Source organism: Bradyrhizobium sp. 44 (genome assembly GCF_023073095.1).
Classification (GTDB): domain Bacteria; phylum Pseudomonadota; class Alphaproteobacteria; order Rhizobiales; family Xanthobacteraceae; genus Bradyrhizobium.
In genome coordinates this window covers 373,454-386,411 of sequence record NZ_JADPIY010000029.1, presented here as the reverse complement: position 1 = coordinate 386,411, position 12,958 = coordinate 373,454, and the positions used below count along the sequence as shown (strand labels likewise).

The window sequence follows — 12,958 nt, the reverse complement described above, 5'->3', positions numbered from 1 at the left end:
ACACCGATTGCCAGCATCACGTTCCGACGAAATCGGCATGACCGACCTAACCGATGATGGCCCACGTAGTTTCTTCGGGTCGCCACGCCCCCGGCTTGGGCCGGCGTTCCTGATATATTTTCATATCGGGGTATGCTGTCTGTCGCTGGTCTACGTCGCGGAATTTTATGGCGATCTCCAGATCATCATGTTCGATGGAAATCGCCTGCAGTGGGCGACGCTGAATATTGCTCCATTCGCAATTGTATCGATCCTTTTCACATTCGCCGAATTCAGCTTCGGCTATGTTTTGGGATTCTATTTTTACACGATGGTTCTTGGTTATCTATGGCTCGTGGTCTTTTCAAAATTCCATTACGATCATTCACTGGCAGCCTTGTCAGCATTTGCTTCGGCTCTGGCATTTATTCTGCCAGCACTGTTCATCACCTCTCCGGTCAAGCAAAGATATGTCCTCTCCGCCCGTGCATTCGAGAGGCTCTTGCTCTCAATTCTGATTTCTGCGGCGGCGATTGCAACAATTGGTGTTGTTCACAATTTCAGGCTGGTTGGCATAACGGAAATCTACAAATTTCGAGCTGAACTGAATTTTCCAACATGGCTGAGATATGCGATGGGGGTAACGACGAATGCTCTGTTGCCATTCGCCTTCGCATGCTTCTTTGCCCGCGGACAAATTTTTCGAGCGACGGGCGTCATCCTGCTTCTGTCGCTCTTTTACCCGATTACCCTCAGCAAGGCTTCGCTCTTTGCGGCATTCTGGCTGCTATTCTTGGCGCTACTATCCCGACTCTTTGAGGTTAGAGGCGCTGTCGTCATATCATTACTTCTCCCTACGTCGATTGGGGTCATGTTGGTATTGTTGTTCAAGGTCCAAGTGCTCTCGCACTCGCAAATTGCGGTATATTTCGGTACCGTCAATTTCAGGATGATCGCTCTACCCTCCATCGGTTTGGATTTGTATTCTGATTTCTTTTCGACACACGATCTTACCTATTTTTGTCAGATCAATTTTCTGAAGTCGCTGGTCAGTTGTCCATACAATGAACCGTTGGCGCTGCTTATGCAAAGGACCTATCAGATCGGCAACTTCAATGCGTCTTTGTTCGCAACTGAAGGGATCGCTTCAGTGGGACTGATTGCGGCTCCGGCGGCCGTCCTGGCATGTGGGCTTCTGATCTCTCTCGGCAACCGCCTGTCTTGCGGTTTGCCGCCTAAATTCATCCTTTTGTCCATGGGCATGCTTCCGCAAGTTTTTCTAAACGTACCGCTCACGATCGCGTTTTTGACCAACGGCACGGCCATTATATTCTTGTTGTGGTACATAACGCCCCGCACAATTTTCTCGTTAGATGCCGGAAAACGAACGGCAGTCGCAAGTTGACAAGACGGCAGCGCTAAACGGGCGGCAAATAACCGGAAAACTGCGCTACCAGACACCCTAAGGAAGTCAGTGATTGCAGCGCGCGGAGCCGTTTTTCACTCATGAATGATCAATCCACCGTACTCGCGACCGGCCCGGAGGCTTTCTTGGACGCCATCTGGTGCCCTATCTCGCCGAGCAAGGCTTCAGGGTGTGGCGGCCTCCAGGACAACGTCCAGGCTCCAGGGCCACAGCGTCTTCGCAGTGCCGCTTCCCGATCTGGCCGCGCCTTTCTATTGGACGCCGCTACTGCGGAATTGCGATGCCGTCGTCCACCTCGCCGGAACAGCTCACAGATTTGCCGAAGAAGACTTGTATGACCGTGTCAATCAGGCAGCTGAAGAGCTGGCCCGAGCGGCGCTTCGGTCCAGCAGTCATCTGGTTTTGATCTCATCCATTGCCGCGCAGTCGCTCATTCTCCGATCGCGAATTGACTGAGGATGATGCTCCTAGGCCAAGCAACGCCTACGGAGGGTCGTATTGCCGCATCTAGAATGTTACTGGAAACTGCTCGCCATTGATTGGGGCGGTGGCACCGAATTGGCTCCGTGGCCACTACGGCGAGAAAAGATCAGCATGGGCGCGCGGCGCGAAGGTGTCAGCGGTGACGGAGCAATACCGGGTCCGCCAAGCGGGCGGAAAAGGACGGATCCTCGACGCGCTGTGCGCGATGACGGGCTGGCATCGTAAACATGCGGTGCGCGCGCTCGGACGACGCTCGACAGTTGGGCCCAGCGAGATCGAGAATCCACAAGAGCGCAAACGTAGATATGGTACGACGATCAAGGACGCGATGACTGCGCTGTGGGAGGCGTCGGATCGGGTGTGCGGCAAGCAGCTCAAGGTGATGATCCCGACCTTGCTGCCGGCGCTCGAGCAACACGGCCGATTGCGGCTTGGCCAGGCGGATCGAGATCGTGTTCTGGCCATCAGCGCCGCCACCATCGATCGCCTGCTCGTCGATGTGAAGATTGCGGCGAGTCGCGGCAGGCGGCGCCGTGCCGGATTCTATTCGCAATCCGGCGCGAGGTCCCGATTCGCACGTTCAATGACTGGAACAGCCCGGTGCCCGGCTTCTGCGAGGTCGACATGGTCGCCCATGGCGGCACGTCGGTGGCCGACTCGTTCATCCAGACCCTGACGATGGTCGATATCGCCAGTGGTTGGACGGAGTGCCTGCCGTTGCTGACGCGGGAGGGTTCGCTGGTCGTCGAAGCGATCAACCGCGCACAGAGCCTATTCCCCTGGTTGTTGCGCGGCGTTGTCTTCGACAACGACAGCGCGTTCATGAACGACGTCGTCGTGCCATGGTGTCGCGAACAGAAGCTCCAAGTGACGCGCTCGCGCGCGTACAAGAAGAACGATCAAGCATTCGTCGAGCAGAAGAATGGTGCCGTCGTCCGTCGCCTCATGGCCTATGGCCGCTTCGATGGCGTCGAGACGGCGCGCGTGATGGGCCGCCTCTATGCGGCGTCACGACTTTACGTCAACTTCTTCCAGCCGTCGTTCAAGCTGAAGGAGAAGCGCCGCGAAGGGCTAAAGTGATCAAGTGCTATCATCCCCCATCGACGCCCTACGAGCGTGCATTAGCGCATCCCAAGGTGACCACTGCCGTGAAGAAACGGCTGCGCGATCAGTATCGCTCGCTCGATCCGGTCGCGCTGTTGGCCGAGATTCGCGCAACCCAGGACGAACTCGGCAATCGCGTCGATCGTCGTGCCGGACAGGCGCGCGGCCTGCGTTCTGCTCACACGAGCAACGCGCCGGTGACCGCGGCGACGTTCGCGAAGACGCTCGGCAAGAGGGTAACCGCCCGCGTGCCACGCGCCGGCGGACTCGTCGGCCCTATAAAACCAGGGCTCGCATGCCGTCCAAGCTCGACCCGCATATTGCTGCTATCGAGGACTGGGTCGCGGAGCAGCCGCAACTGACGGCGCTCGCAATCGTCGGTCGGCTGAGCGAAACTCACCCCGAGGAGTTCGGGGCGAGACAGCATTCGATCGTGCAGCGCCTACTAAGGGCGCTTAGACAGCAGACTGCCGAGCAGTTGGTCGCGGAGCGGCCGCTTGCGGATGCCTCGGCCACCGCTTCATCGCCCGGCGTTGTGGACGGCTCGGGCTATGTAGGGCCCGACCCGCCCACAGCCCCTTTCGTCGAGCAAGCCGGGAAAGCTGGCGGGCGCGGCCGATCAGTCGACCTCGCATCCGTGCCATCACGGTAACATTTGCTGATGCGGCAATACGAGGGTCAAAATTGGCCGCCGAGCTATCGGTACGGTCGACAGGCGTTTCGTTTACAATTCAGCGCCCTGTTGTGATTTATGGGGACGGCGAGAAGGGCAACTATGCGAGCCCTTCGCAGAATCTCGCGCCTATCGCTTCCATTGCGATTCGGAGCGCTAAGGGCTCGACGGTCGGTGCTGTCGGTTGAGAATTTCTGTTCTGCCGTGGCAACTGCACTGGTCAATCCGCGCGCCCGCGGTGAGACCTATCGTATCGGATTCGATGCCGCTTACAGTTTCCGATGTGATTACGCGTTATCGAGCTAGCCAGAACCGACCTCCTCGGTTAATACCAGTTCCCGAAGGATGGCGTAAGGTACTTATTAAGGCCGGCGGTCAAAGTTCGATTTGGCACCGAATTGGCTGTCCGCTGATTGCGAGGCCTAGAAAACTGCTCGCACTGGATTGCACACCATCTTGAATGAACCGCCAATGCGGTCCAGGGTTGCCGAGGGCGAATCGTTCCGGTGAAGTTCAACCTTTGATCGTTCTACCTGTAGCATCATCCGGATTCAGCGCGCTGAACGCTCCCCTGAAATCCTGCCTAGGCGAGCATGAGCGAAGTGTCTGACAGACCCCTGAGTTTTCCGGTGCGGTCGCGCGTCCAACTCTGGCTAGGCACACTATTGGGGCTCCACATCGTCGCGTGCTGCCTGTCGCTGATCTTCGTCGCCGAATTTTACGCATATCTTAAATTGATTATGTTCGACACGACGCGCCTCTACGGCGCCATCATGATGGTTGCGCCGTTTGCAGCTGCCTCTGCGCTATTCGTGTTTGCCCGCTTCAGCTTCGGCTATTTTGTGGGGTTCTATCTCTACACGATGGTTCTCGGGTATCTTTGGCTCGCCGAATTTTCGCTATTCCGATACGATCATCTCTTAGGCGCCATTTCGGCTTTTTCCTGCGCGTCGGCATTCCTCGCGCCGGCGCTATTCCTGACGTCGCCAATCAAGCAAAGGCTGGTATTGTCAGAGCCAGCGCTCGATCGCTTGTTGTCATTCATACTCGTATTAGGGACGGCGGTCGTCATAACCGGCGCCATCTACAATTTTAGATTTGTCGGCCTCGCTGAAATGTACAGCGCTCGCAGCGAACTCGACCTTCCCGCCTTTATGAGATACGCAATCGGCATAACCCCGAACGCGCTGCTGCCTTTCGCATTTGCATGCTTCGTGACCCGCCGAAATCACCGACGTGCCGCCGCAGCGCTGCTGCTGATGCTGCTGTGTTACCCGATCGCACTCACAAAACTGACGCTCCTTGCGCCGTTCTGGCTGCTGCTTCTCACATTGCTATCCAGGTTTAACCCTCGCATTGCAGTGGTGCTGTCACTATTTCTTCCGCTGTCGACCGGTCTGGCCTTGTCCGCTCTGTATAAGTCGGGAGCGATTTCCTACCAACATTTCATAGAGTGGTTCGGGTCAATAAACTTTAGGATGATTGCCTTTCCTTCTGCCGCTATTGATGTGTACAACGATTTTTTTTCGAGGCATGACTACACGTATTTCTGCCAAATTTCGTTTTTGAAGCCATTCGTCCAATGCCCTTACAGTGACCCGCTGTCGATCGTGATGGCAAAGAACTATCAACTGGGGAACTTAAACGCCTCTTTATTTGCGACGGAAGGCATTGCGTCTGTCGGTCCGCTTTTGGCGCCATTCGCCGTCCTCGCATGCGGCTTTGTAGTCGCCCTGGGAAATCGTCTGTCCGCAGGCTTACCCCCAAGTTTTGTTCTGTTATCGGGCGGGGTTTTTCCCCAGTTGCTTTTAAACGTGCCCCTTACAACGACCTTACTGACGAACGGGGCCGCGCTTCTTTTCCTACTGTGGTACGTAACGCCACGCACAATGTTCGAACATGGCGCCGGTAGTTTCTCTCGAACTAGAATCAACAAACAACTATTGAATTTTTGTCTCAAGCTATACATTCGCCGCTGAAGGTGAGCGTTTTGACCGGGTCAATCGTCAAGCGACCGAAGAATATCGCCGGTGCAACATTTCCATCTGCCCCCCTGATGTAGTATTAATCTCGTGTCTCACACGTTCAACTGCCAAGGACGGGCACAATCATCGTGGCAACGGTTGACACAGTACGATTGCGATCATGCCGCCTCCTATGCACGTCATAAGCTATTCGGTCATGGATTCTCATCGTTCACGGACCCGAAAGCGGGCTCAGCTCATACCCTCGCGACGTCCACGACGGCTTCCACCATCGAAAGGCAGAAGCGTCTCCGAGAGAGTGCTTGGGCCTTCGAGAGCAAAGCTCCAAATCGATCGCCTAGGCGCTGCTCGTTGACGACCGCGACGCATTAGCGCGCCAGCGGAAGTTAGCCGATGTACGTAGTGCGAGCTGCCTCGTAGGATCGCCCTGGCAATCAGTCCAGGAAGAACGCCTTGAAACCGAAAGCCAAGATCAAGAGAAGACTGGGGAAGAGGACACTCGAAGTTGCCGAACAATCCGATCGCTCAGGAGGCGCTTCGTCCACATATTACGTCCCATGGTGGTCCACGGCGAAGGCGAAAAGGGAAACCTTGCAACCCTGCACAAATCAGCGAAGGAAGGATCGACGGCGAAACAATCCGTGCTTGCGATCAGGAGTTTCAGCTCCGCCGAAGCAACTGTTTTGGCTGACCCCACGCGCGCAAAGATTCTAGTCAGCTCTGATGAGCTTCGCGTTTGCGATTTGTGTCAACAAATTCTGCAATCGACTGCAGTAGGTTTGCGGCGTCATTGACGCGATTCTATCGCGCCCCAGCGCTCCTAGCCTCTTCGCAAGTCCCGGGTCATGGGCAAGTTTTAATATACTCTCAGCTATGGAAGAACTTGAAAAAGGGTCAAACTGCAAAGCCGCGCTTCCCACTTGCTCCGGAATCGAAAGGATATTGGAGGCTGCGACTGGTGTGCCCGCCTCAAAGGCTTCATAAATGGGTATACTGACGCTTTCGAACAAGGATGGCATCACAAGTGCGGCCGCAAGATGGTAGATCGCCTGCAAATCGGACTGCTCAATGTAGCCCAGATGCAAAATATTGCCTTCGAGGCCGGCTTCCCCGACCGCTCTCATCACGACCTCATAGTCATCGCGTTTTTTTCCGGTCAAGACCAGTTTCAATTCAGGCGCCTTGGCGACGACCTGCTTGAATGCATCGATCAGGCGGAGATGATTCTTGTGCGGCCAAAACTGCGCGGGGTACAATATAAAGCGATCCGGCAAACGAAGGCGGCCACGGACCTCTTCAAGTTCCGCTGCGTCGAACTCCGCGGTCCTCTGCCGCAACGGCGGAGCTGCGATAACCGCAACGCATTCATCCCGCACGCCAAAGAAACGGACGATGTCCGATTTCACGTATTCCGACTCGCAGATTATGCGCCCTGCCCTGCGGGACAGGCAAACATGGACCCTGCGGCGCCAGAGTCTTTGTGCCCAGGAAAAATTCTGCGGATAGTAGAACTCCTGCAGATCGTGCAGTGTGTAGACAAATGGTTTCGCGGTCTGGAGCAGAGCCAGAGAATAGATCGGAGCGATCAGGATATCTTCGTCAACAAACGGATCTTCCAGTTTCAGGCCCAGCGCATCGGCCGCCAGGTAACTCAATTGCTTCCAGCGGGGCTCGGTGAATTTGCGAATTGGATACCCCAGTTTCACGAGATCCTTGTTCGAAGGGTCGGCATAAAGCGTAATTTCATAGGCCTGCGTATGGCGGAGCGCTTCCAGCATCGACAGCGAATATTGGTATGTTCCTCCGAGGTCCGGCGCCGACAGCACCACAACGCCAAGTTTTGTCAAGCAGCTCTCCCTTTTGTCAGGGAGCGGAGAACCGACTCCAGGTGCTTGCGGTTGCCAGGCGAAAGAAAGTTCATCTTGCCGAGGCCAACGCCGTCATGCGCATATACCCGCTCGGCTGCCGGAAACGGCCCATCGTTGTTTTTTCCGACGCGATCGATATCGCCGCGTAAAATCCAGTCCCGCCATCCTCCGGAACGGAAGAAAGAAAGGCCATTGATGAGTTCGAAGTTGGCATGCCAATTGGCGACGCCGTTTCTCGTCAATTCCGCCATCAGCTCCGTCTTGCCAAAGCCCAGCGACGCCGCGTCGACGCGCAGGACGGCCTGGGTGAAGGCGCAACTCGAAACCGAGTCGGCCATGCCAAGCACGAGCGACAGGCCCGGAAAACCTTCAAGGAAGATCTGAAATTCGCCGACTGCGTCGCGCACCTCCTTCAGGTGCCTTGGATACCCGCGCAACTGTTCGCGGGCGACGCCGGCAAGAATCTCGGACATGCGGCCGTTCCACGCCAACTGTGTTGCGTCACGAACGCCAAATTCGATGGTACGATCGCCCCAGTGACGCAGCGACCTGAGTTCCCGCGCGAGCGTTTCGTCATGGGTGACGATCATCCCTCCTTCGCCGGTTTGAATCGGCTTGATGCACCCGAACGAAAACACGCCGACGTCGCCCCAGGAGCCAGCAGGTCTTCCGTCCACGACGGCACCAAGGCCGAGGCAAGCATCTTCGATCAACTTCAGGCCGTGCTCGCGCGCCAACGTCCGCAGCGCGGAGACATTCTCGGGATTTCCCCACATGTGGGTGGCAATCAATGCCCGCGTGTGTGGCCCGATCCGACGCTGGACGTCGGAACAGTCGAGCATGAACGTGGAATCCGAGATATCCGCAAAAACGGGTGTAACACCCGCGTTCATCACGGCCATCGCGGTCGCGGAACAGGTGTCGACCTGATGGATCGCCTCGTCGCCCGGTTTTAGCCCCATGGCGCGCAGCGACATTTGCAACGCCACACCTCCGCTCGCGACCGCAATCGCGTGGCGGGCGCCAACAGCTTCAGCGAAATCATTTTCGAGGCGCTCGTGCGCGAGCCCCCGTCCGTAGGCCATGTTCCACTGCGAGCTTCGCAGGATTTCCGTGACAGCGCCTACCTCATTGGCCAAGGCACGAGGATAGACGCCGAACACTCCCCCCATGAAGCGCTTGGCCAATCGCACCAGCAAATCGTAAGCGGGCGGAAATCGCTCGCGAAGCAATACGACAAGGGGAAGAAGGCGCTGGAGCATTGTTTCGATCGACCGCTATGAGGCCAAAGCGACGAAAGAGTAGAGTCGCCCCGGGCGGTTTGATCGTTTCAACTGCCACATGCCAAGTCTGAAAACGGTAGATTCCGGCAAAATCGAACTGAGGATTCTACCCGGCACCGATTTGCAGATCTTGGCAGCAAGAAGCTCCGGCGTATTGGGGTGCAGATTGATCGGTGAATCGTAAGGTCCGATTTCCTCAATGATGCGAAGTCCTGCATCCACGAAAGCTGCACGATAGTCGGACAGTGTGAACGCGTTCTCCCCGCCATAAAGCTGATGATCCACCTGGGCGTCGAGAAATTCCTGTAAACTGGATTCATAGTCGTCGACCACATGCTCGCGGCACCCCAACAGCAGGCCGCCAGGACGCAGTACACGCGCATACTCGGCCAGCATGGCCTTCAAATCCATGGCGTGATGAAGGCCCTGCCTGACATAGACCACGTCGAAGCTGTCAGAGGCGAACGGCAGATTCTCGCCAAACGCATCAACAATCCTAGCCTCGAGGTTCTCTAACGACAAGGATGTGGCAATCGCACCACGACCGACTGAATCCGAAGGATCCGGTTCAACCGCGACCACCTTGAAGCCCGCACGCGCGAATGCAAGAGCAGCGATGCCATTACCGCTTGGAACATCGAGGACGTCGCGCGCATCGGACCTATGAGTGCGGATCAAATTGAGAACTTCGGCAAATTCGGCGCTTTCAGCAAAGCGCCGGCAATTATCGTGCAAATCAGCCGTCAAGTATGCATTGTGAATCAACTCACGATGCTGCGGATCTTTTCGAAGGATAGCGATCGCCTCTTCCCAGCTATAGTGGGCGGCTTTTTTGTCCTGTAACATCAAGGCACCGATTTAAAGTTGTATTTATCCGAGATGAGTAGGGTCCGTGCTCAATCCCCCATTCCTGGTCGTGGTCGCCTCTCGTGGGTTATCAGGAATTTCGAACAAACGCACAGAAGACAACCCGATAGTCACGTTTCTCGATGATGGGAAGCTGTTCCGGCGTCAGGAATCTTTTCGAGGCGTCGCCGGTGGGGTGAACTTTCGGCGAGGACCAATTGTCAGCCACTGCATCCGCGAGGCGCCAGCCCCTGAACACGCGCTGGATTGTTTCCAGATCCAGGCACCAATGGTTGTTGAACATGAGTATGTTGGGGCCAAGCGCCATGCTCAAAAAGAGCTCGGCGTCATCCGACATGACGCGACCAAGCTCCGATACAAGATTCGGCAAGGCGTTTGCGTCGATGCGGTCTCCATACCGCCCCAATCCGATTAGTTGCAGCGCCGCGGCCGATGTAAAACAGTCGAACGATCCCGCCGCAAACGGCAGCGGTTGCGTCACATCGTGCTCGACGTATTTGACGGCGCTGAACCTGTCAGAGCAGTCAGCGAGAACGACCGCCGTCACGTCGTGCGAGGTGGAAAGGATTGCATTCTGTGTCTTGGGGCTGCCGATGTCGAGTATTCGCCGACGTCGATCTGTGCGCGCAAGCTTCTCGGCCAACCAGTAGCCAAAGGCGTCGTAGTGCGTGAAGAATTCAGTCGGATCCGCCGACGCATCGCCAACAACGTGCGCAGGCAATCCTCGCAACGGGCTGTCCGCCGACATCGAACTTTGATACGCGCGAAGTTCGGATCGCATCGAGAACGATTTTAGCTTTCGGGCTATTCGATTCAAGATTGGCGGTGGCGCATCCTTCATCTCTGGTCAGCGTCCGCAAGCAATTCGTTGACGACGCCGCCGATGCGCTCGACATCCTTTTTGCTGAGGCCGACAAAGCATGGCAGATTGAGGCCTGATTGCGCCTTCCGCGCCGCAACGGGCAATGGCTTCTGCTGGTACATCGGCATCGATGACATCGTGCAGAAGTACGGACGAGAATCGATACCCCGCTGCTTCAGCTTCCCCATGAATGCTTCGCGTCGCGCCTCGTTGAAGCCGTCGACTTCCAAACACACCATCCAGAAAGCGCTGGCTGCCCAGTTCTTGACGCGGTTCAGGCGAACGGTTTCGCTTGAAGGAATGGCCGAACGATACCACGCCATGATTTCGTCACGACCCTTCAGGAAATCATCGATGCGCTCCATTTGCGCGACACCCAATGCAGCCTGCAGATTTGTCATGCGGTAGTTGTACCCGCGCTCGTCATGGAAGTAGCGGCGTTCGGGGGACATCGCGTGATCCCGCAGCCGTTTTGCCCGCTGGTAAAAAGCGCGATCATTAGTCGTCAGCATGCCCCCCTCGCCGGTGGTCACGACCTTGTTTCCATAAAAGCTGAATACGCCACACTGACTTAATCCCCCAACCCGCCGTCCCTTGTATTCGGCACCGTGGGCCTCGGCAGCGTCTTCGATGACGGCAATACCGCGGGGCTTCGCGATCCCGGCAAGCGCGTCCATGTCTGCCGGATGCCCATAAAGATGAACTGGCATGATTACTCTGGTGCGCTCCGTCACCAGGGACTCGACCGATGCTGGATCCATGCAGAGCGTATCGGGATCGATATCAGCGAGAACGGGAGTCGCGCCAGTATATGCTACGGCGTTAGCCGTCGCGACAAATGTCAGGTCCGGTATGATCACCTCGTCGCCAGGCCTAAGGCCAAGTGTCACCAGGGCCAAATGAAGACCGGTCGTGCCGTTGCTCACCGCCAGCGCAAATTCAGTCCCGCAGTATCGCGCAAACGTGGCTTCGAACTCATCGATATATTTTCCAATGGAAGATACCCAGCCGGAATCTACCGCATCGAGGACAAGCTCCCGTTCTCGTGCGCCGATTGAGGGTTGTGAAATCGGAATATAACTATCCATCTGACGCTCGTTCTCGTTCGCGTTTGTCGAAGTGACTAGAAGCCCGTCAAAGTAGTTCTTGAAATCGCAGCCACTGGATCTCCTTGGAATACCTAGTGGATACCATTTTATGACCTTCGCGCGCAATGGCTCTGCGTTGATCGTGATCTGCCAGCAGCCGCCGAATTTGTGCAACCGCGTCAGTGGCAGAGTCGTAGGTAAGCAACGTGTTGCCCGGAACCATGCCATCCGGATATCTCCCGTCGTCGGAGAGCAGTAGCGCACCGCAGCCCATGCCCTCGAAGCAGCGCATGTTGCCACGGTCGTTTCCAGCCATATCGATCGCGCCGTTGAGAACGATCTTGGCTTGAGACAGCGCGTAATAGAGATCGAGACCGAATGCGGGCAACTTTGAAACGGAGCGGACGTCTTGTGGTCGACGATGCCGCGCCAGCGGCGGCAGGAATCCGATGGGTGACTCGGCAAGTCGAGACAATCGCGACGCATCGAGGTGAAATACAATCTTGAACTGGTCTGCCAAGCCTGCAACTGAATTCAATATTTCCGCACGACGCAAATGATGGCGCGAATAGCCGCCAACAAAAATCACGTCGATCGGACGTTCGCTGTTGTCGGCAAACGGATCCATCGCCGGATCGTGCGCCGGTGCAAAATAAGCCGTTCTGTAGCCGCGCTGGCTTAGATCAGCCAATATGGCGGGGAAGTTACAGACGACCAAATCGTACTTCGAGAAGTCGACGTTGCCCGATGGCGCGGCGCGCCACGCAATGGTTTTTTTGACACAGCCCGGCAGCCGCGCCAGGAACCCATTCTCAAGACGAACGGGATCGATATTGTAAAAGATGTCGGTGCGATGGGACTCGATTTGCGCCAGCAGGATATCCTCCAACGACGCGCTTTTCGCCATTCCGGCTTCGCGCGCCCAGGCGCGCTGGAGGTCATCGTCGTCCCAATTTGTGAAAAATGCATCCGGATCTGCGCGAATGACCGGAAGCAAAATATGCGAGGCTCCGTACCTGTCGGCAAAGAAAACCTCGATCTGCTGCCTGAAAGTCGCGGCATTGGTGGCCAACCGTCGCAAGCGCGGCCGATAGGACGGATAGTAGCAAAAACTTTGGAATACTCTCATCCTAAGGGATCTCGAATGGCCCATATCGCGATTGCTGGGCGCCCTGGAAAGCGAGAAATCGCATCCGCCAATAACAGCCGTGATCTGTCGGCACGTACCAGCCTCACAGATAAATGTCGATAGTCGTTGGGGCGCTGTTCGACCCACGCAATGAAGATCTGGAGCTGGTCGGCAGTTCCGACGACGGGACCGCGCGGCGGGGCCGATTTCA

10 protein-coding genes are annotated in these 12,958 nt (G+C 56.4%); 4 read left to right on the top strand and 6 right to left on the bottom strand.

Going from position 1 to position 12,958, the window contains the following annotated elements; translation table 11 throughout:
• The first annotated feature begins 37 nt into the window (after positions 1–37).
• The 4 genes from IVB41_RS27560 (at position 38) to IVB41_RS27545 (ending at position 5,644) form a co-directional block, all read left to right on the top strand.
• Positions 38–1,384 carry a hypothetical protein gene (locus tag IVB41_RS27560; protein ID WP_247437138.1) on the top strand — a complete coding sequence of 449 codons (1,347 nt, stop codon included), beginning with the start codon at positions 38–40 and terminating at the stop codon, positions 1,382–1,384.
• A gap of 1,104 nt (positions 1,385–2,488) precedes the next feature.
• The gene (locus tag IVB41_RS27555; protein WP_247437136.1) at positions 2,489–2,968 is read left to right on the top strand and encodes a transposase family protein; all 480 of its coding nucleotides are present in this window, start codon (positions 2,489–2,491) and stop codon (positions 2,966–2,968) included.
• A gap of 68 nt (positions 2,969–3,036) precedes the next feature.
• Entirely contained in the window at positions 3,037–3,354 is a 318-nt protein-coding gene (locus IVB41_RS27550; protein ID WP_247437134.1) for a hypothetical protein, read from the top strand.
• A 904-nt stretch (positions 3,355–4,258) separates the two neighbouring features.
• Positions 4,259–5,644, top strand: a complete 1,386-nt coding sequence (locus tag IVB41_RS27545; RefSeq protein ID WP_247437132.1) for a hypothetical protein — start codon at positions 4,259–4,261, stop codon at positions 5,642–5,644.
• Between the two features lie 716 nt (positions 5,645–6,360).
• Here the strand turns inward: IVB41_RS27545 and IVB41_RS27540 are convergent.
• From IVB41_RS27540 to IVB41_RS27515, 6 genes are all read right to left on the bottom strand, one after another.
• Positions 6,361–7,497: a glycosyltransferase family 1 protein gene (locus tag IVB41_RS27540; RefSeq protein WP_247437130.1), complete on the bottom strand. Its 1,137-nt coding sequence runs from the start codon at positions 7,495–7,497 to the stop codon at positions 6,361–6,363.
• Positions 7,494–8,780, bottom strand: a complete 1,287-nt coding sequence (locus tag IVB41_RS27535) for a DegT/DnrJ/EryC1/StrS aminotransferase family protein (RefSeq protein ID WP_247437127.1) — start codon at positions 8,778–8,780, stop codon at positions 7,494–7,496. The genes IVB41_RS27540 and IVB41_RS27535 overlap by 4 nt, the downstream gene beginning before the upstream one ends.
• A 15-nt stretch (positions 8,781–8,795) precedes the next feature.
• On the bottom strand, positions 8,796–9,647 hold the full coding sequence (locus tag IVB41_RS27530; protein ID WP_247437125.1) for a class I SAM-dependent methyltransferase: 852 nt from the start codon (positions 9,645–9,647) through the stop codon (positions 8,796–8,798).
• 91 nt (positions 9,648–9,738) lie between these two features.
• Positions 9,739–10,416 carry a DUF268 domain-containing protein gene (locus tag IVB41_RS27525; protein ID WP_247437123.1) on the bottom strand — a complete coding sequence of 226 codons (678 nt, stop codon included), beginning with the start codon at positions 10,414–10,416 and terminating at the stop codon, positions 9,739–9,741.
• Between the two features lie 89 nt (positions 10,417–10,505).
• Positions 10,506–11,618, bottom strand: coding sequence for a DegT/DnrJ/EryC1/StrS aminotransferase family protein (locus IVB41_RS27520; protein ID WP_247437120.1), 1,113 nt, complete (start codon positions 11,616–11,618; stop codon positions 10,506–10,508).
• A gap of 46 nt (positions 11,619–11,664) precedes the next feature.
• Complete coding sequence (locus IVB41_RS27515; RefSeq protein ID WP_247437118.1) at positions 11,665–12,747, bottom strand: glycosyltransferase; 1,083 nt, start codon at positions 12,745–12,747, stop codon at positions 11,665–11,667.
• Positions 12,748–12,958 lie beyond the last annotated feature (211 nt).